Origin of the sequence: Cupriavidus sp. IK-TO18 (genome assembly GCF_015549295.1) — a bacterium.
Classification (GTDB): Bacteria; Pseudomonadota; Gammaproteobacteria; order Burkholderiales; family Burkholderiaceae; genus Cupriavidus; species Cupriavidus oxalaticus_A.
Genome location: NZ_JADGMP010000029.1, coordinates 238,001 through 255,650 on the forward strand (window position 1 = coordinate 238,001; position 17,650 = coordinate 255,650).

Annotated in this window: 18 protein-coding genes; 8 read left to right on the top strand and 10 right to left on the bottom strand. The window is 68.5% G+C overall.

The genetic code is table 11. From position 1 onward, the window contains the following. The first annotated feature begins 100 nt into the window (after positions 1–100). Positions 101–910 (top strand): exodeoxyribonuclease III, encoded by an 810-nt coding sequence (gene xth / locus IPF36_RS21560; protein WP_195430128.1) that lies wholly within the window; start codon positions 101–103, stop codon positions 908–910. 21 nt (positions 911–931) lie between these two features. On the opposite strand, the gene IPF36_RS21565 is transcribed toward xth, so the two are convergent. Next, positions 932–1,855: a LysR substrate-binding domain-containing protein gene (locus tag IPF36_RS21565; RefSeq protein WP_195430131.1), complete on the bottom strand. Its 924-nt coding sequence runs from the start codon at positions 1,853–1,855 to the stop codon at positions 932–934. Between the two features lie 142 nt (positions 1,856–1,997). On the opposite strand from IPF36_RS21565, the gene IPF36_RS21570 reads away from it, so the two are divergent. Continuing rightward, positions 1,998–3,497, top strand: a complete 1,500-nt coding sequence (locus IPF36_RS21570) for an amidase (protein WP_195430134.1) — start codon at positions 1,998–2,000, stop codon at positions 3,495–3,497. A 100-nt stretch (positions 3,498–3,597) separates the two neighbouring features. Further along, positions 3,598–4,584 (top strand): tripartite tricarboxylate transporter substrate binding protein, encoded by a 987-nt coding sequence (locus IPF36_RS21575; protein ID WP_133095950.1) that lies wholly within the window; start codon positions 3,598–3,600, stop codon positions 4,582–4,584. Positions 4,585–4,630: 46 nt separating this feature from the next. Here IPF36_RS21575 and IPF36_RS21580 read toward each other — a convergent pair whose 3' ends face one another. Continuing rightward, positions 4,631–5,407, bottom strand: a complete 777-nt coding sequence (locus tag IPF36_RS21580) for an NAD(P)H-dependent oxidoreductase (RefSeq protein ID WP_135703220.1) — start codon at positions 5,405–5,407, stop codon at positions 4,631–4,633. 97 nt (positions 5,408–5,504) lie between these two features. Here IPF36_RS21580 and IPF36_RS21585 point away from each other — a divergent pair, with 97 nt between their 5' ends. Together IPF36_RS21585 and IPF36_RS21590 are read left to right on the top strand one after the other, a co-directional pair. After that, complete coding sequence (locus IPF36_RS21585) at positions 5,505–6,407, top strand: LysR family transcriptional regulator (RefSeq protein ID WP_135703221.1); 903 nt, start codon at positions 5,505–5,507, stop codon at positions 6,405–6,407. Between the two features lie 98 nt (positions 6,408–6,505). Further along, entirely contained in the window at positions 6,506–6,901 is a 396-nt protein-coding gene (locus tag IPF36_RS21590) for a nuclear transport factor 2 family protein (protein ID WP_135703222.1), read from the top strand. A 26-nt stretch (positions 6,902–6,927) separates the two neighbouring features. Here IPF36_RS21590 and IPF36_RS21595 read toward each other — a convergent pair whose 3' ends face one another. Further along, positions 6,928–7,362 (bottom strand): RidA family protein, encoded by a 435-nt coding sequence (locus IPF36_RS21595; RefSeq protein WP_195430138.1) that lies wholly within the window; start codon positions 7,360–7,362, stop codon positions 6,928–6,930. A 126-nt stretch (positions 7,363–7,488) separates the two neighbouring features. On the opposite strand from IPF36_RS21595, the gene soxR reads away from it, so the two are divergent. Next, on the top strand, positions 7,489–8,004 hold the full coding sequence (gene soxR, locus IPF36_RS21600) for a redox-sensitive transcriptional activator SoxR (protein ID WP_255519865.1): 516 nt from the start codon (positions 7,489–7,491) through the stop codon (positions 8,002–8,004). Positions 8,005–8,013: 9 nt separating this feature from the next. On the opposite strand, the gene IPF36_RS21605 is transcribed toward soxR, so the two are convergent. Continuing rightward, positions 8,014–8,403: a c-type cytochrome gene (locus IPF36_RS21605; protein WP_133095955.1), complete on the bottom strand. Its 390-nt coding sequence runs from the start codon at positions 8,401–8,403 to the stop codon at positions 8,014–8,016. A gap of 157 nt (positions 8,404–8,560) precedes the next feature. Here IPF36_RS21605 and IPF36_RS21610 point away from each other — a divergent pair, with 157 nt between their 5' ends. Continuing rightward, complete coding sequence (locus IPF36_RS21610; protein ID WP_195430141.1) at positions 8,561–8,965, top strand: hypothetical protein; 405 nt, start codon at positions 8,561–8,563, stop codon at positions 8,963–8,965. A gap of 120 nt (positions 8,966–9,085) precedes the next feature. Continuing rightward, positions 9,086–9,745 (top strand): DsbA family oxidoreductase, encoded by a 660-nt coding sequence (locus IPF36_RS21615; protein WP_135703223.1) that lies wholly within the window; start codon positions 9,086–9,088, stop codon positions 9,743–9,745. A gap of 59 nt (positions 9,746–9,804) precedes the next feature. On the opposite strand, the gene IPF36_RS21620 is transcribed toward IPF36_RS21615, so the two are convergent. The 6 genes from IPF36_RS21620 to IPF36_RS21645 all read right to left on the bottom strand — a co-directional run bounded on the left by IPF36_RS21620 (position 9,805) and on the right by IPF36_RS21645 (position 17,568). Next, a complete protein-coding gene (locus tag IPF36_RS21620; RefSeq protein WP_218959656.1) occupies positions 9,805–10,947 on the bottom strand; it encodes a 3-deoxy-7-phosphoheptulonate synthase in 1,143 nt (380 codons plus the stop codon). Between the two features lie 175 nt (positions 10,948–11,122). Beyond that, positions 11,123–11,500, bottom strand: a complete 378-nt coding sequence (locus IPF36_RS21625) for a hypothetical protein (protein WP_195430144.1) — start codon at positions 11,498–11,500, stop codon at positions 11,123–11,125. 52 nt (positions 11,501–11,552) lie between these two features. Further along, a complete protein-coding gene (locus IPF36_RS21630; protein ID WP_195430147.1) occupies positions 11,553–14,657 on the bottom strand; it encodes an efflux RND transporter permease subunit in 3,105 nt (1,034 codons plus the stop codon). Between the two features lie 9 nt (positions 14,658–14,666). After that, positions 14,667–15,788 (bottom strand): efflux RND transporter periplasmic adaptor subunit, encoded by a 1,122-nt coding sequence (locus IPF36_RS21635; protein WP_135703226.1) that lies wholly within the window; start codon positions 15,786–15,788, stop codon positions 14,667–14,669. A gap of 11 nt (positions 15,789–15,799) precedes the next feature. After that, the gene (locus IPF36_RS21640; RefSeq protein WP_195430150.1) at positions 15,800–16,354 is read right to left on the bottom strand and encodes a hypothetical protein; all 555 of its coding nucleotides are present in this window, start codon (positions 16,352–16,354) and stop codon (positions 15,800–15,802) included. After that, on the bottom strand, positions 16,351–17,568 hold the full coding sequence (locus IPF36_RS21645) for a TolC family protein (protein WP_195430168.1): 1,218 nt from the start codon (positions 17,566–17,568) through the stop codon (positions 16,351–16,353). Before IPF36_RS21645 ends, IPF36_RS21640 begins: the two co-directional genes overlap by 4 nt. Positions 17,569–17,650 lie beyond the last annotated feature (82 nt).

Here is a 17,650-nt window from a genome sequence, read left to right on the forward strand (position 1 = left end):
CAGCGCACCGGTGCAGCGCCGGTGCGCGCGGCAGATGCCCCGGCCGGCACTTGTGCCGGCCGGCCTCGTTCCTGCCTCATTACCAACGCGCAAGGTGCCCATGCCCGCCCTCAAGATCGCCACGTTCAACATCAACGGCATCCGCAGCCGGGTCGGCGCGCTGCGCCACTGGCTGGAGCGCGAGGCGCCCGACGTGGCCTGCCTGCAGGAACTGAAGACCGCCGACGAAAGCTTTCCCGCGCGCGAACTGCGCGAGGCCGGCTACGGCGCCGTCTGGCACGGCCAGAAGTCGTGGAACGGCGTTGCCATCCTGGCGCGCGGCGCCGATCCGGTGGAAGTCCGCCGTGGCCTGCCCGGCGATCCCGACGACAGCCACAGCCGCTACCTGGAGGCAGCGGTGCACGGCATCCTGGTCGGCTGCCTCTACCTGCCCAACGGCAATCCGCAGCCCGGGCCCAAGTTCGACTACAAGCTGGCCTGGTTCGCGCGGCTGATCGAACACGCGCAGACGCTGTTCGACAGCGGCCAGCCGGTGGTGCTGGCGGGCGACTACAACGTGGTGCCCACCGACGAAGACATCTACAACCCGCGCTCGTGGCGCAAGGACGCGCTGCTGCAGCCTGAAAGCCGCGAGGCCTACGCGCGCCTGCTGGCGCAAGGCTGGACCGATGCGTTGCGCACGCACTATGGCGAGGAACGCGTCTACACCTTCTGGGACTACTTCCGCCAGCACTGGCAGACCAACTCCGGGCTGCGCATCGACCACCTGCTGCTGAGCGCCGACCTCGCCCCGCGGCTGCGCGATGCGGGCGTCGACACCTGGGTCCGCGGCGAGGATCATCCCAGCGACCATGCACCGGCGTGGGTGGTGCTGAACCGGCCCGCCGCCCGGCGCAAGCGCGGGCCATAGCCAGCGCCGCCAGCGCAGGATTCAGGCCGCCGCGCCCATCTCCGCCGCCAGGCGCTCCCGGGCGAAGTCCAGGAAAGCGCGCACTCCCTCGGGCAGCGTGCGGCCGGCCAGCGTCTGCAGTTCGACCGCACGGCTGCGCATGCCGCGCTCGCGGATGGCAGCGGCATGCAGTTCGCCGCGCCGCAGGCGGTCGCCTACGGTCACCGCGCCCGAGATCGACAGCCCGCCGCCATGCAGCACGAAGCTGGTCAGCGTCTCGAAGTGGTTGGTCACCAGCACCGGATCGAACACGATGCCGCGCTCGCCGCAGGCAATGTCGAACAGCTGCCGAACGGTGTTGTCGCCTTCCGGCAGCGCTAGCGGGTACGGCTGCATCTGCGCCAGCGTGATGCTGCGAAAGCGCGCCAGCGGGTGGTCGGGCCGCATGATGGCGATGACCGGCGCGGGCTGGCGATGCTCGATGCGTATGCCCTGCTCGGCCGCACGGCTGTAGGTGATGCCGATGTCCGCGTCGCCATGCAGTACGATGCCGGTCACCTCCGCCGGCGCCGCCACGCGCACATGGAAATGCAGCCCCGGATAGCGCTCGCGGAACTCGGCGACGATGCGCGGCAGGAACTCGATGGCAAACCCGGCGGAGCTGGCAATGCGCACGCGGCCACGGCGCAGCCCCTGCAGCGCGGCGATCTCCGCCACGACGCGGTCCGCTTCCAGGGCGCCGCGCAGCGCATAGGCGGCGAGCAGTTCACCGGCGGCGCTCGCGACCATGCCCCGGGGGCGCCGGTCGAACAGCGGCACGCCCAGCAGCGCCTCCAGTGCCGCGACCTGCCGGCTGACCGCCGAAACGGTCACGCTCAGGCGCTGCGCCGCCTCGGTCAGCGAACCGCTGCGCACCACCTCCAGGAAGTAGCGCAGGGAGGTGTCCTGCAGGCGGTGCGACAGCATGGGGGCAGCTCCGTGGAATGCGGCGGTGCAGCGAGCCGCTTTGCGTTTTATGCAAGGATATTTGAAAAAATCATCGATTGCGTAAAGCCCTGCCGGGCCCGTATGCTTTTTCCCGACACCACAGGAGACACCGGGAGAACCCATGGCGAACAGGCTTTCCAGCGCGCTTTCCATCACGCTTCCCACCGCGCTTCCCACCGACCCGATCACCGAACTCGATGCCGTCGCCCTGTCGCGCGCCGTCCATGCCCGCGAGGTCTCTTGCGTGGAGGTGCTGGAGGCCTTCCTCGGCCAGGTCGATCGCCACAACCCCCGCGTCAACGCCATCGTCGCGCCAGTCGACCGCGACGTGCTGCGCAGCCAGGCGCAAGCGCTCGATGCCGAGCTGGCGCGCGGCGACAGCCGCGGCCCGCTGCACGGCTTTCCGCAAGCGCCCAAGGACATCAGCCCGGCGGCGGGCATGGTCACCACCAAGGGGTCGCCGATTTTTGCCGGGCAGGTCACCCGGAGCGATGCCGCGATCTTCGAGCGCATGCGCGCCGCGGGCTCGGTCTTTATCGGCCGCACCAACTCGCCCGAGTTCGGCCTGGGCGGCCATACCTACAACCCGGTCTACGGCACCACCCGCAATGCCTTCGACCCGGCGCGCTCGGCCGGCGGCAGCTCCGGCGGCGCGGCGGTGGCCGTGGCGCTGCACATGCTGCCGGTGGCGGACGGATCGGACATGATGGGCTCGCTGCGCACGCCCGCGGCCTTCAACCAGGTGTACGGCCTGCGCACGTCGGTCGGCTGCGTGCCGCATGGGCCCGCCGACGAGGTCTTCTTCCAGCAGTTCAGCGTGGCCGGGCCGATGGCGCGCAACGTGCCCGACCTGGCGCTGCTGCTGTCGGTGCAGGCCGGCTTCGATGCGCGCATGCCGCTGACGCGGCGCGCCGAAGCGCCCGGCGCCTTCACGCTGCCCCCCGCGCGCGACTGGAAAGGTGTGCGCGTGGGCTGGCTTGGCGACCTGGGCGGCCACTTGCCGACCGAGCCCGGTGTGCTCGAAACCTGCGAGCAGGCACTGGACCACTTCCGCGCGCTCGGCTGCGACGTCGACGCCGCACTGCCGGATTTCGAGCTGGAGCGCCTGTGGCAGGCGTGGATCGACCTGCGCAGCTTCTCGGTGGCCGGCGCCAATGGCACGCTGTACCGCGACCCGGCCACGCGCGCGTTGCTCAAGCCCGAGGCCGCCTGGGAAATCGAGCGCGGCCTGGCGCTGCCCGGCACGCGCGTCTACGAAGCCCTGTGCGAGCGCAGCGCGTGGTACCAGGCACTGCGCGCGCTGTTCGAGCGCTTCGACTACCTGGTGCTGCCGGCCGCGCAGGTGTTCCCGTTCGACGCCGGATGGGACTGGCCGCGCAGCGTCGGCGGCCGTGACATGGACACCTACCACCGCTGGATGCAGGTCGTGGTGCCGGCCACCATGGCCGGGCTGCCGGCGCTGGCCGCGCCCGCCGGCTTCGGCCCGCAGGGGCTGCCAGCCGGCATCCAGATCATCGGGCCGGCGCAGGCCGACGCGGCGGTGCTGCAGCTGGGCCATGCCTACGACCAGGCCGGCGGCTTCTCGCGCGTGCGCAGCCCGTGGCTGGACCGCGCGGCCTAGTTCGACAACACACCACACCATCACAACACACGCGGCCCGGCCTGACCCGGGCCGGTGCCCACGCTTCGCTTTCCTACAACTGCCGGCAGGAGTGAATCCGATGACCGCATTGCCCCCGAAGCTGTTCCTCGCCTGTGCCGCATTCAGCGCGGCGATGGCCACGGCGCCTGCCATGGCGCAGGCGCCAGCCTGGCCCGAGCGCCCGTTGCGGCTGGTGGTGCCGTTCGCCGCCGGCGGCGCCACCGACCTGCTGGGCCGGCTGCTCGCTGTCGGCCTCGGCGAAAAGCTGGGCCAGCCGGTAGTGGTCGAGAACAAGCCCGGCGCCAGCACGGTGGTCGGCGCCACCCAGGTCTCCAAGGCAGCCCCTGACGGCTACACCCTGCTGCTGGCGGCCAGCACCACGCTGACGCTGAACCCGGCGATCCGGCAGCATCTGGGCTATGACCCGATCAAGAGCTTCACGCCGCTGGGCCTGGTCGCCGACATGAGCCTGGTGCTGGTTGCCAATCCCGATGCGCAGGTCGGCTCGGTGAAGGACCTGGTGACGCAGGCCAGGGCCCATCCCGACAAGTTCTCCTATGGCTCGTTCGGCACGGGTTCGTCGGTGCATTTCGGCGGCGAGATGCTCAAGTCCGCCACCGGCATCCGCATGGTCCACGTTCCCTTCAATGGCAGCGCGCCGAGCCTGACCGCGCTCGCCGGCGGGCAGGTGCAGGTGGCGGTCGATACCGTGGTTGCCAGCCTGCCGCTGATCAAGGGCGGCAAGATCCGGCCGGTGGCGGTGCTGTCGCCGCAGCGGCTGCCGGCGCTGCCGCAGGTGCCGACGGTGGCGGAAAGCGGCTATCCCGGCTTCCAGATGGGCACGTGGTTCGCACTGCTGGCGCCGGCGGGACTGCCCGCGCCGGTGCAGCAGAAGCTGGAAAAGGCGCTGGCCGAAGTCGCCAATGCCCCGGCCACGCGCGCGCGCATGGTCGAGCTGGCGCTGACGCCGGCCTACGGCAACGGCGCCGCGGTGCGGGCGCGGGTCGAGAAGGAGCTGCCGGAGATGCGCGCAGTGGCCGCGCGCGCGGATATCCGCGCTGAATGACGGTGGCAGGCGCCTGCCTGCCGCACGGTGCCCCCGCGCGCGCGGCTCATGCGACGTGCGCGGCAAACCCTGCCAGGCCCGGCGCCACGTCTTCGCGCAGCGTCAGCGCCGGGATCCGGTAGTCGCCGGCGTTCTGCGGCCGGAACGGAATCGGCGCCGTGGTCGCCAGCGTATCGAGGCGCTCGCCCAGCTCTGCGCGGATCGCGGCAAAGCGCGCGTCGTCGACCCGGCTGGTCCGGTACACCACGTACGGCGGCAACACGTCGAAGCCGGGGTAGTACAGGATGCCGTGCTGGATCGGGAACAGGACATCGTCGATCGGCCCGTTGATGCCGCGCGCGCTGTAGTGCGATTCCCAGCCGCCGGTGGTGACCACCAGCATCGCGCGCTTGCCGGCGAGCATGCCTTCGCCGTAGCGGTTGCCCCAGCGTTCGTCCGAGTGCTCGCCCACGCCGTAGGCAAAACCATAGGCGTAGACGCGCTCGATCCAGCCTTTCAGGATCGCCGGCATCGAGAACCACCACAGCGGGAACTGCAGGATCACCGTATCGGCCCAGCGCAGCTTGTCCTGCTCGCGCGCGATATCGTCGCTCTGCAGGCCGTTCTCGAATGCGTGCCTGGAATCCAGCGAGGGATGGAACGGCGCATCGCCGCGGCGCGCCTTGCTGTCTGCGGCATCGAGCTGCGCTTTCCATTGCATCGCGTACAGGTCGGATACCTGGACCTGGTGGCCGGCATCGCTCAGCCGCTGCACCGCGTAATCGCGGATGGCGCCGTTGAGCGAGGTGGGTTCGGGGTGGGCGTAGACGATAAGAACGTTCATGACAGCGGCTTCCTTGGGTAAGCAATGATCGGGAGAAGCCAGCTTAGGCCGCCGCGAGGTATATTGGAAATGAATATCCAATATCACAGGTATTGTCATGACTAATCTCAGGCGGCTCGACCTCAACCTGCTGGTCACGCTGGACGTGCTGCTGTCCGAGCACAACGTGACCCGCGCCGCGCAACGCCTGCATTTCTCGCAGCCATCGGTCAGCGTCCACCTGGCCAGGCTGCGCGACTACTTCGGCGATCCGTTGCTGCTGCCCGGGCCGCGCGGCATGCGGCCCACGGCCAGGGCGGAATCGCTGCGCGAGCCGCTGCGCGAAGCGCTGGCCGCGCTGGAGCACGCGGTGTCGCCCGACAGTCCCTTCGATCCCGCCGCCGCCACGCATACCTGGCGCGTGGCGGCCACCGACTACGGCGAATCGACCATCGTGCTGCCGGCCATCCGGGCGCTGCGCACCGCCGCCCCGGGCGCGCGGCTGGCGGTGCTGGAGATGGTGCCGTCGCGCATCGCCCGCCAGTGCGAGCAGGGCGAGCTGGACCTGGCCTTCCACACGACCGAAGGCTCGCCGCCCGCGCTGCACCGGCGCGCCCTGTTCACCGAGCGCTATGTGCTGGCGGGCCGCGGCGGCCATCCCCGGCTGAAGCGGCGGCCGACGCTGGCCCAGTTCTGCGCGCTCGAGCATGTGATGGTGTCGCCCGACGGCGGCGGCTTCTCCGGCGTTACCGACGAGGCGCTGGCGCTGGCCGGCATGCAGCGCCGCGTGGTGCTGTCGGTGCCACATTTCCTCTTTGTCGCCGCGGTGCTGGCGAGCACCGACCTGGTGGCGATGGTGCCGCAGCGCCTGGTGCGCGATGCGCCGGCACTGCGCGTGGTCGAGCCGCCCGTCGAGGTGCCGGGCTACGAGATGTCGATGCTGTGGCATGAGCGCGTGCACCGTGACCCGGCACATCGCTGGCTACGGGAGCAGATCGTCGCGTCGCTCTCACAGGCCTAGATCGGCGCTTCTGTTTTGCATACAAAACTGGAATACAATCAGTGCTTTCAATGTAGCGGCCGGGTGCTTCCCGCGCCGCCCCAGTTTTGGAGGAGACCATGACCTACAGTACAACCGGCCTGACTTCCCGCCACACCGCCGCCCTGGCCCCGATCGAGGACTACCTGCAGGGCCACGCCACCGGCAACCCCGAGGTGATGCGCCGCGCCTTCCATGCCGACGCCCGCATCGTCTCGTTCCGCGACGGCAAGCTGCATTCGCTGACGGTGGAAGACTTTATCGCCGCGCGCTGCCCCGGCCATCCGCCGGCCGATGAAGCGCAGCGCCGGCGCGCCATCAGCCAGTTCGACGTGGTCGGCAATGCCGGCGTGGCCAAGGTCGTGCTGGAGCATCCGGACGTGGTCTTTACCGACTACATGACGCTGCTGCAGATCGACGGCGCGTGGAAGATCGTCAACAAGACCTTCAGCGCCGCGCCACGCGTGCCGCAGTAACGTACTGCGGCGGCTGCCCGCGCGGCTCAGCCGGGCAGCACCGCGGTGGCTTCGATCTCGAACAGCATGTTGTCGAGCGCCAGCCGCGGCACCGGGATCAGCGTGCAGGCCGGCGCGCGCCGGTCGCCCCACATCTCGCGCAGCGCGGCGCCGAAGGTGCGCAGGCGGTCGTGCGAGTGGTCGACCACCAGCACCGTCAGCTTGGCGACATCGCCCACGTCGGCGCCCGCGGCCTGCAGCGCGATGCGCAGGTTCTGCATGGCCCGCGCCACCTGCCGCGGAAAATCCGCCGCCAGGCAGCCGGCGGCATCCTCGCCGCCCTGCCCGGCCACGTAGACGATGCGGGCGGGCCCTTCCACCACCGCCACGTGCGAATAGCCGTTGGGACGCGGGTCGTACAGCGCGGGGGGATTGATCAGGTTCAGCGAAGCATTGGGGCGGGCAGGCGTCAGCATGGTCATCAACTCTGTGTTGAGAGAAGGGCAAACAATGGAGCCGCAAGTATCAAACCTCAAGTTAGGTTAAGGTCAAGCGCGGCCACGGTGGTAGCATGGGCATTCCCGCCGCCGCCCTCCCTCCACCCAGCCATGCCCAAGACTTCCCGACCTGTTCCCGCCGTGCCTGCCACGGCCGATGCGCCGCGCCGGCGCCGGCCAGGACCTGCCGAGGAACTGCTGTCGATCGGGCAGGTGGCCGAACGCACCGGCATCGCGGTATCGGCGCTGCATTTCTATGAATCACGCGGGTTGATCGCCAGCACGCGCAGCGGCGGCAACCAGCGCCGCTATGCGCGCGCCGTGCTGCGGCGGCTGGCGGTGATCCGCGTGGCGCAGCGCATGGGGCTGCCGCTGGCGGTGATCGCGGCGGCGATGCAGAAGCTGCCCGACGGGCGCGCGCCGACAGTGGCGGACTGGCGGCGGCTGTCGGCCAGCTGGCGCGATGACCTGGAGGAACGCATCCGCACGCTGACGATGCTGCGCGACCAGCTCGATGGCTGCATCGGGTGCGGCTGTTTGTCGCTGAAGGCGTGCCCGCTGCGCAATCCGCAGGATGCGCTGGCCGGAGCAGGGCCGGGGCCGCATTTCCCCGGCGAAGAGGATTAGGCGGAGGCCTTACCGGAAGGTCTGCAGGTATCCGAGCAGGTCTTCGATCTGCTTGTCGTTGCCCATGCCCCAGAAGCGCATTTTGGTGCCCGGCACGACCTTGGCCGGTGAACGCAGGAAGGCGCTCAACGTGTCGCGCGACCACACCACCCTGGATGTGCGCATCGCTTCCGAATACTGGAAATCCGTTGTCGTACCCGCCTGGCGCCCGAAGATGCCGTTCAACTGCGGCCCGAACGCGCCGCGCGCATTGCGGCCGACGTAGTGGCACGACGCGCAGCGCGTGGCAAACAGTGCCTTGCCGGCCTGCAGGTCAGGCTCGGCGCGCGCCACGGCGGGCATTGCGGCAAGGATGGAAAAGGCGAGGAAAGCGGCGGCGGGCAGGACGGTACGGCGCATGGGCAACACGGGGCAATGAACTGCGAGGCTGCATGATACAGGCGCGCGGGTGGATGGGCAGGTTACACCGCGTCACACTTGCAACACTTCGAGCGCCCAATATTACGGACCCTGCCCCTACAGTGAGCCCATGTCCAACGCCCCTTGGGAGGCACCCATGAAACGAATCCTGGCAATGGCAGTAGCAGGCGGTGCATTGCTGGCGGCGAGTGCCGCAGCCCATGCCGGCGTCAGCGTCGGCATCAATATCGGCGCGCCCGCCGTCGTGGTCGCGGAGCCGGCGACGGTGTACCGCCCGGCCCCGGCGGTCTACGTGCCGGCGCCCGCGCCGGTAGCGTATGCCCCCGCCCCAGTCGCCTACGCCCCGGCACGCCCGGTGGTAGTGGCCCCGGTGCCGGTGCGCTATCGCCCGGACTATCGGGCCGACTATCACCCCGGCTATCACCCCGGCTATCACCGCGCGGAATACCGCGAGGCTCGCCGCGAATGGCGCGAGCGCGAATGGGCCCACCGCCATGACGGGCACCGCGATTACCGCGGCCCGGGCCGCCACTGGGACTGACACGCCGCTGCCGGCCGGGCCCTCCAGCCCGGCCGCCGTGGAAAGGCCCTTCCAGCAAAGATCCGCAAGTCAGGCTACCCTGTCGGCCAACTTCCCGTTTGAGCCTGCCAGGAAATCGCCATGACCCAACCCCTCAGAATCGACTTCGTCTCCGACATCGCCTGCCCCTGGTGCGCCATCGGCCTGTCTTCGCTCCAGCTCGCGCTGCAGCGGCTGGGCGACAAAGTCGACGCCGAGATCGTGCTGCATCCCTTCGAGCTGAACCCCGACATGGGCCCCGAAGGCCAGGCCATTGTCGACTACCTCGGCAAAAAGTATGGCCGCACGCCCGCGCAGATCGCCGAAACCCAGGCCATGATCCGCGAGCGCGGCGCCGGCGTGGGCTTCACCTTCGGCGAGCGCGCCTTCGTCTACAACACGTTCGACGCGCACCGGCTGCTGCACTGGGCCGGCCTGGAGGGCAAGCAAGTCCCGCTGAAGCTGGCGCTGCTGCGCGCCTACCATACCGATGGCAAGGATCCGGGCAACCATGCCGTGCTGCTCGAGGCGGCGGCGTCGGTCGGCCTGGATGCGGACGCCGCGCGCCACGTGCTGGAAAGCGGCCAGTACGGCGACGAGGTGCGCGCCGAAGAGCGCCAGTACCAGCAGATGGGCATCCAGTCGGTGCCGTCGGTGATCTTCAACAACCGCTACCTGGTAACGGGCGGGCAGCCGGTCGAGGCCTTCGAGCAGGCGATCCGGGAGATCGCGGCCGAGGCGCAGGCGGGTACGGCAACCTGAAGCAACGCGTGTGCTGACTGGACCGGCCTGGGGTGGTCCTCAGGCCGGTAGCTTGCGGGTCAGGAATTGCGCTTGTGCCCGCGCCGTTCATTGACCGCTTCGCCGAGCAAGTCCAGCATTGCCAGCGAATCCTCCCAGCCGATGCAGGCATCGGTAATGCTCTGCCCGTAGGTCAGGGCGGACGGGCTGTGCTGCCCCGGGGTGAACTTCTGCGCGCCGGCCACCAGATTGCTCTCGACCATGACCCCGAAGATGGAGCGGCTGCCGCTGCGGATCTGCTGCGCCACGTCCCGCGCCACGTCCAGCTGACGCTGATGCTGCTTGCTGCTGTTGGCGTGGCTGAAATCCACCATCAGCGCGTCGCCCAGCCCTGCCGCCTGCAACTCCCGGCACGCCGCCGCCACGGAATCCGCATCGTAGTTGGGCACCTTGCCGCCGCGGAGAATGACGTGGCAATCCGGATTTCCCTTGGTGTGCACCGTCGCGACCTGGCCGTTCTTGTGCACTCCCAGGAAGTGGTGCGGTCGCGATGCGGCCTGGATCGCGTCGATCGCAATCCTGATATTTCCGTCGGTGCCGTTCTTGAAGCCGATCGGCGCTGAAATGCCTGAAGCCAGCTCGCGATGCACCTGGCTTTCCGTGGTGCGGGCGCCGATCGCGCCCCAGCAGATCAGGTCGCCGATGTACTGTGGCGAGATCACGTCGAGCAACTCGCCGGCCGCCGGCAGGCCGAGGCGGTTGATGTCGACCAGCAGGCTGCGCGCAATGCGCAGGCCCTCGTCGATGCGGTAGCTCTCGTCCAGATAAGGATCATTGATCAGCCCTTTCCAGCCGACCGTGGTCCGGGGCTTCTCGAAATACACGCGCATCACGATCTCGAGCGTGCCGGCATGACGTTGCCGCTGCTCCAGCAACAGCCGCGCATATTCGAGTGCCGCCTGCGGGTCGTGGATCGAGCAGGGTCCCATGATCACCAGCAACCGGTCGTCCTCGCCATGCTGGATACGCGCGATACGCTGCCGCGTCTGCGTGATCAGCGACTCGACCGCCGTGTTCCGGATCGGGAAAAAGCGGATCAGGTGTTCGGGCGGCGGCAGCGGGATGATGTCTTCGACATGCGCGTCGTCAGTCACGCTGGTACGGTCCGGCGGTGACTGCCATTCACTGGTGATGGTGGGCGAAGGTTTGAGCGGGTCGTTCATGGCGAGGTCGAGCAGGTTTTGCTAGCGAACGATGGTGCTACACCAATGGCGAGGGCGTCAAGGCAGGCCGAAGGCCCGCCTGCTTCCGAACTGTGTTGACGGGCACATATGATCCGCCTTCGCCACCCTGGTCCGGCCGGCACCTGTTACTGTCGACGAATCACTTGGCCACAAATCACTTCGCCACGAATCTCGCCGTCACGGTCTTGCCGTCGGCAAACCGGATCGTCGCAACCAGCTTGGCGCCAGCCTGCAGCGACAGCTTGTCGGCGGCCACGAGCGCGTTTCCAGCGCCCGGCGCAAGCGTGGTTTCCGTCTTCCTGGCACCCGTCAGCACCGTCAGCTTGCCGCTGGCACCGGCCACGGGCAATTTCTTGTCGTGGTCGTCAACATAGATGGTGACTGCGCCATCCTTGTTGACCAGTTCGAATTGCAGGTCGCTGGCCGCCTGCACGATGCCGCCGTACTGCGCGGGCCCGGCGCCGTGGGCCAGCGCCAGGCCGGACACGCCAAGGCTGGTGGCAATCAGGATGGTTGTGATCTGCTTCTTCATCGCATACTCCATTGATGCAGCAACTTGGGGGCGTCGCTGCCAAGGCCCATGTTCAGTACATGTCGACCTGCCGCTGCGACAGGATCCGCTCCAGCGGGCGGCGCCCGAACAGCCAGAAGGCCAGCGGCGTCAGCACGGAATCCAGGATGGTCGAGCTGACCAGGCCGCCGAATATCACCACGGCAACCGGATGCAGGATTTCCTTGCCTGGCGCATCGGCCGACACCAGCAGCGGAACCAGCGCAAATGCGGCGACCAGCGCAGTCATCAGCACCGGGGTCAGCCGCTCCAGGGAGCCTCGCACGATCATCGGGATTCCGAAGGTTTCTCCTTCGTGGCGGCACAGGTTGATGTAGTGGCTGACTTTCAGGATGCCGTTGCGGGTGGCGATGCCGGTCAGCGTAATGAAGCCGACCATCGATGCCACCGACAGCGCGAGTCCGCCGATCCACATCGCGATGACGCTGCCGATCAGCGCCAGCGGAATGTTGGCCATGATGATCAGCGTCAGCGTCGCCGAGCGGTAGCGCGAATAGAGCACCAGGTAGATCAGCGCAAGCGACACCAGGGACAGCAGCACGATCAGTTGCGTGGCTTGCTCCTGCGCCTGGAACTGGCCTTCGATGCTGATGAAGTAACCGCCCGGCAGCCCGGCGCGCGCCACGGCGCCGCGCACTTCGCTGATGATCCTCGACATATCCGAGCCGTCGGTGTTGGCATAGACGACGATGCGCCGCCGGCCATTCTCGCGGCCAATCTGGTTGGGGCCGTCGCCCTCTTCGACAGTGGCGAGAGCCGACAGCGGCACCGGCCCGCGCGGCGATTCCAGCATGATGCGGGACAAATCCTGCGGCGTGCGGCCGGCATCCGGCAAGCGCACCACCAGGTCGTAGCGGCGCACGCCTTCGATGAGCTGGGTGATGCGCGAACCATCGGACAAGGTCTGCAGAGCCTTCAGCGCCTCGCCCGCGGGGATGCCGTATTGCGCTGCCTTGCGGTAGTCGAGCCGCACGTTTACCTGCGGAATCAATACCTGGCGCTCCACCGTGATATCGACAAGCCCCGGTATGGCAGCGAGCCGCCCGCGCACGCTCTCCGCCAGCCCGCGCAGCGTATCGAGGTCATCGCCATAGATCTTGAGCGCGACTTGCGCCCGCACGCCGGACAGCAAATGATCCAGCCGGTGCGAAATCGGCTGGCCTATCGCGACCGACGCCGGAAGGCTTGCAAGCTGGGCGCGGATCGCGGCCATCACTTGCTCCCGGCTACGATCCGAGCGCTTCAGGTCGATGTCGATCTCGGACGAATGCACGCCTTCGGCATGTTCGTCGAGTTCGGCGCGGCCGGTGCGCCGTCCCACCTGGGTGACTTCAGGCACCTGGCGGACCAGCGTCTCGGCCAGTGCGCCCATGCGGTTGGCTTCGGCCAGCGAAATACCGGGATTCAGCATCAGCGACATCACCAGCGAGCCTTCGTTGAAGGACGGCAGGAAGGTCCGCGGCATGAAGGGTACAGTGGCGGCCGCCAGCGCGACCGTGACGGCGGCCGTCACAAGCACGGCTTTGGCACGCGGGAACGACCGGTCCAGGATCCTGGCATCGACCCGCTTGAGCCACGCCACCAGCGGGCTGTCAGGATGATCCAGCCGCTTCATCCGCGGCAGCAGGTAGTACGAAAGTACCGGGGTCACCGTCATCGACACCAGCATCGACGCCAGGATCGACACGATATAGGCGATACCCAGCGGCGCGAACAGCCGCCCCTCGATGCCAGGCAGCGCGAACAGCGGCACGAATACCAGCACCACCACCAGGGTGGCATAGACAATGCCGGAGCGGACTTCGACCGACGCGCGCCAGATCGTTTCCAGCACGGACGGCGGGTCCTCCACGCTTGAGCGCTGCCTGAGCCGGCGCAGGATGTTTTCCACATCGACCACCGCGTCGTCGACCAGCTCGCCGATGGCAATGGCCAGCCCGCCCAGCGTCATCACGTTGATCGACTGGCCCAGCAGATGGAAGGCCAGCGCTGTCACCGCCAGCGACAGCGGGATCGCGACCAGCGAGATCGCGGTGGTGCGCGCGCTCAGCAGGAAGGCGAACAGGATCACGGTGACCATGATGGCGCCGTCGCGCAGCGCCTCGACCACATTGCCGATCGACGCCTCGATAAAGTCCGCCTGCCGGAACAGGACTTGCGGCGCGGACACGCCTGCCGGCAGTCCTCGCTTCAGTTCGCCCAGCGCTGCTTCCAGCTCGCGCGTCAGCCGGACCGTATCCGCCGCGGGCTGCTTCTGCACGCTGACGATCACTGCCGGCGTGCCATTGAAGCCGGCATCGCCGCGCTTGAGCGCCGCGGCATATCGTGCACTCGCCACCTGCTCGAGGAGCACCGGCGCGCCGTCCTTGTAGGCAACGGCCAGCCCCTTGAGGTCTTCCAGGCGGTTGGTGCGCCCGAGGTTGCGGATCAGGTATTCGCGGCCGTTCAGGTCGATGAAGCCGCCGCTGGTATTGGCCGCGAAGTCGCGCAACGCGTTTTCCACCTGCGGCAGCGCCACGCCGAACTGCGCCATCCTGGCGGTGTCCGGTTCCACCCGTAGCTGGCGCACCTCGCCGCCGATCGGGATGACCTGCGACACCCCGGCCACCGACAGCAGGCGCGGACGCAGCACGAAGTCGGCATACTCGCGCGCCTGCATGGGGCTGGCCCTGGCCGGATCGATCGGCAAGGCGATCAGCATGATCTCGCCCATGATCGACGATACCGGCCCGAGGATGGGCGTGAGCCCGCCGGGCAATTGCTCCCTGACCAGGGCAAGCCGTTCCGACACGAGCTGGCGGTTGCGATAGATATCGCTGCCCCAGTCGAACTCGGCATATACGATGGATAAGCCGACGCCGGACACCGAGCGGACCCGCGTGACGCCCGGCATACCGTTGAGCGCAGTCTCGATCGGGAACGAAGCCAGCAGTTCGACTTCCTGCGGCGCCATGCCGCCGGCTTCGGTGATCACGGTCACCAGCGGCTTGTTGAGGTCCGGGAAGACATCCACCGGCGTGCGCCACGCGGTGAAGGCGCCGTACGCCATCAGAATGACGGCGACGGCGAGGACCAGCAGCCGGTTGCCAAGACTCGCGCGAACAATCCAGTTGAACATGCGCGCCCCTCAGCGGACCTGGTTGATCAGCGCCGCGCCGGACACCACCACGCGGTTCTCCGGCGACAGGCCCCTGACCACGACCACGGTACGCGCATCCAGCACCCGGGCCTCAACCGGCTGGGCGATAAAGCGCTGTGTCCCGGACTTGATCCATACCACCGGCACGTTGCTGGCATTGCGCACCAGCGCCTCGGCTGGCAGCGCAATGCCTGTGGCCGTGTCGGTCAGCGTGGCTACCACGGTTACCGGCTGGCCAACGGCAAGCGGCAAGGTTTTGCCTGCAAGCCGGAACATCAGCGGCACGGCCCCGTTCTTCAGGCTGCGGCCCGCGCCCACGAATTCCAGCTTGCCACCGTCCGCGCGGCCCAGCGTGCCGCCCTGGATGCGGCCCGCCAGCGTGGCATCCGCGGTGTTGGCTTCGATCAGCATCCGCTCCGGATCCAGCACTTCGTAAAGCACGTCGCCCGGCGCGACCACCTGGCCGGCCAGGACATTGGCGGTTGCGATGATTCCGCTGGCCGGCGCGGTCAGGTTGTCGGTGTGGCGCAGGCTCTTGCCCACCGCGTCGCGCTGGCCGGACAGGCTGCGGACTTCCGCGCGGACGGCTTCGATCTCCTTGCGCGGGATGCTGTCCTGCAGCGACTCCAGCCGCGCCAGCCGCTGCTGCGCCAGCTTGAGGTCGGCACTCAGGCTCGCCAGGCGGGCCTGCTGGTTGCCGGTATCGAAGGGTTCGTTCTTGTGCCGCAGGACGGCCAGCACCTGGCCCCTGGCAACGCGCTGCCCCAGCACCGGGAAGCCGCCGGAAGGCGGCTCGATCCAGCCGGCATGGCCTGCCTGGAGCCGGCCGCCGGCATTGGGATCGATCGCCACCACGGCGTTCAGCTCCACCGTCATCGGATGCGTGGCTTCCTGCGGCATCGCGGTCCGGATGCCCATGCGCCGTTGCGCGAGCTTGGGCACGTGGACGCTGCCATCCGGCAGCCTGGCCAGGCCGGTGCCCGATACCGCGCCGGCCACATCGAGGTGCTCGCCATCGGGCCCATGGGCACCGGGTCCTGCCTGGACCGGCATGCCTGCGCTAGCGGCCAATGCCATAGCAATGGCGACGAATCTTGTAATCCTGGACATGATGTCTGGCCTCAGCTCTTCTTGCCGGCATGGCGGCGCCACACGAACCCGGCCGCAGCGGCCAGTACCAGCGCGACGGGGATGATCCACGGCCAGCGCGCTTTCCAGAACGCGCCAAAGCCAGCGTCGTGCCCGTCCGCAACAACATTCAGGCTGCCCTCGATCAGGTCGGACTCATTCCCCGCGATCAGCGTGAACACGAGCGCGTGGTTGCCGGGCCGGTGCAGCGCCCTGAGGAGCTTCTCGTCGGTAAAGGAATAGTCGCCGAAGTCGGCGTGCAGCTTGCCTTGCGCCCTGATGCCGTTGAACTCGACCTCCAGATTGCCGTTCAGGACTGGTTCGTTGGTGGCATAGCGATCCACGATCACCGACAGCTCGTCGGCAGCCAGGGTGCCAACCAGTTCGAATGTTTCCGTATTGGCTTCGATGATCGGCTGGGCATTCACGGCAGCGCCGGCGCTTGCCGGCGCGTCCAGGTGTTCGCCGTTTGGTCCGTGGGCCCCGGGCCCGGCATGCGCCATGCAGGCGCAGGAAAGCAGCAAAGTCAGAAAGAACTGGCGGATCATGGCAGCACTCCGAGAGCCTGGTTCAGGTTGGCAATGGCGATACCGTGCCGGGCGCGCTGGCGCGCCAGGTCGGCTTGGGCTTCGAGGGCGTGGTTCTGGGCGCGCAGCACCTCCGGCAAGCCGAGTTCGCCGGCATCGAAAGCCTTGCGTAGCAGCGCCGCCCGCTCGGACAGCGTGGCGCTGCGCTCTTCGGTGAGCCTGAGCTGCTGTTCCGCCAGCGACAGCGCCTGGCGTGCTGCGTCAATTTCGGAGCGGACGACGCGCTCGGTGCGGTCGAGTTCGGCGCGCGCCGTCATCAGATCCGTCTGCGCGGCCGACTCGCGTGGCATGTTGCGCGCCTCGGTGGCAAACGGAATCTTGATGAACAAGCCGACGGTCTGGTCGCTGGGCATGCCGCCGCCCGCACGGTCATTGCGGTACAGCACGCCGACTTCCGGCGGGTCGCGGCGCGACTTGCGCAGGTAGCCCACCTGACGCTCGCCGCGCTGCACGGACCGCTGCGCCGCTTCCAGCCGCGGGTGGGCCGCGGCGGCGGCAGCAGGGTCGCTCACTGGCGCGGCGGCTTCGTCAAAGCGAAGCGGCAGGGCCGATACCCCGGTCGCTTGCAGCAGCCGCGTCCTGGCGTCCACCAGCCGCCCCTCGCTGTCCGCCAGCAGGCCCTGTGCCGCCAGATGGTCCTGCTGCGCCAGCAGCAGGTCGGTGCGCGCGAGGTCGCCAGCGGCAACCCGCCGGCGCACATCGTCGCGCAATGACGCGGCGATCTCTGCGCGATGCCGCAGCACATCGCGCTCCGCTTCCGCGGCCGCGAGCTGCCAGACTCGCTCGCGCACCTCCGCAGCAAGATTCAGCCGCGCCAGGGCGCCGCCGGCTTCAGCTTCGGCGGCTTGCGCGTCGGCCAGGTCGCCGCGTGCCGCACGCTGCCCTGGCATCCATACGGGGACGCCAAGCTGGACCTCGCTCTCGCGCAGGCCGCGCTTGTCGGTCCAGCGGTCATCCCGGTGCAGCAGCCCGAGCGTAGGCGGCCCGGCGATCAGCGAATCGGCCTGGATCCGGCTGGCCGCGGCCTCGAGGCGCCGCCCTTCGGTCGCCTGGAAGGCAACGGACCGCTCCCACGCTGTATTGAACAGCGCGTGCAGGTCCGCCGGCGCTGGCTGGGCATGGGCCGACGGCAGCAGCAGCGCGGACGCAACAATGGAAATGAAAATCTTCCGCATGGAATCCCCAATGCAAATTGCAAAAACGAAGCAAATGCGGCGGGGCGCGGCACAAGACATTGCGCCACGGGATGCAGTCAGG

What these genes read in the sequence shown, in the direction of transcription:
- IPF36_RS21610 (WP_195430141.1), top strand. Translation starts at nt 8,561, where the DNA reads ATGAAACGAATCCTGGCAATGGCAGTAGCAGGCGGTGCATTGCTGGCG.
- IPF36_RS21635 (WP_135703226.1), bottom strand. Translation starts at nt 15,788, where the DNA reads ATGTCCAGGATTACAAGATTCGTCGCCATTGCTATGGCATTGGCCGCT.
- IPF36_RS21595 (WP_195430138.1), bottom strand. Translation starts at nt 7,362, where the DNA reads ATGACCATGCTGACGCCTGCCCGCCCCAATGCTTCGCTGAACCTGATC.
- IPF36_RS21645 (WP_195430168.1), bottom strand. Translation starts at nt 17,568, where the DNA reads ATGCGGAAGATTTTCATTTCCATTGTTGCGTCCGCGCTGCTGCTGCCG.
- IPF36_RS21565 (WP_195430131.1), bottom strand. Translation starts at nt 1,855, where the DNA reads ATGCTGTCGCACCGCCTGCAGGACACCTCCCTGCGCTACTTCCTGGAG.
- IPF36_RS21615 (WP_135703223.1), top strand. Translation starts at nt 9,086, where the DNA reads ATGACCCAACCCCTCAGAATCGACTTCGTCTCCGACATCGCCTGCCCC.
- IPF36_RS21585 (WP_135703221.1), top strand. Translation starts at nt 5,505, where the DNA reads ATGACTAATCTCAGGCGGCTCGACCTCAACCTGCTGGTCACGCTGGAC.
- IPF36_RS21605 (WP_133095955.1), bottom strand. Translation starts at nt 8,403, where the DNA reads ATGCGCCGTACCGTCCTGCCCGCCGCCGCTTTCCTCGCCTTTTCCATC.
- xth (WP_195430128.1), top strand. Translation starts at nt 101, where the DNA reads ATGCCCGCCCTCAAGATCGCCACGTTCAACATCAACGGCATCCGCAGC.
- IPF36_RS21630 (WP_195430147.1), bottom strand. Translation starts at nt 14,657, where the DNA reads ATGTTCAACTGGATTGTTCGCGCGAGTCTTGGCAACCGGCTGCTGGTC.
- IPF36_RS21640 (WP_195430150.1), bottom strand. Translation starts at nt 16,354, where the DNA reads ATGATCCGCCAGTTCTTTCTGACTTTGCTGCTTTCCTGCGCCTGCATG.
- IPF36_RS21620 (WP_218959656.1), bottom strand. Translation starts at nt 10,947, where the DNA reads ATGAACGACCCGCTCAAACCTTCGCCCACCATCACCAGTGAATGGCAG.
- IPF36_RS21580 (WP_135703220.1), bottom strand. Translation starts at nt 5,407, where the DNA reads ATGAACGTTCTTATCGTCTACGCCCACCCCGAACCCACCTCGCTCAAC.
- soxR (WP_255519865.1), top strand. Translation starts at nt 7,489, where the DNA reads ATGCCCAAGACTTCCCGACCTGTTCCCGCCGTGCCTGCCACGGCCGAT.
- IPF36_RS21590 (WP_135703222.1), top strand. Translation starts at nt 6,506, where the DNA reads ATGACCTACAGTACAACCGGCCTGACTTCCCGCCACACCGCCGCCCTG.
- IPF36_RS21625 (WP_195430144.1), bottom strand. Translation starts at nt 11,500, where the DNA reads ATGAAGAAGCAGATCACAACCATCCTGATTGCCACCAGCCTTGGCGTG.
- IPF36_RS21575 (WP_133095950.1), top strand. Translation starts at nt 3,598, where the DNA reads ATGACCGCATTGCCCCCGAAGCTGTTCCTCGCCTGTGCCGCATTCAGC.
- IPF36_RS21570 (WP_195430134.1), top strand. Translation starts at nt 1,998, where the DNA reads ATGGCGAACAGGCTTTCCAGCGCGCTTTCCATCACGCTTCCCACCGCG.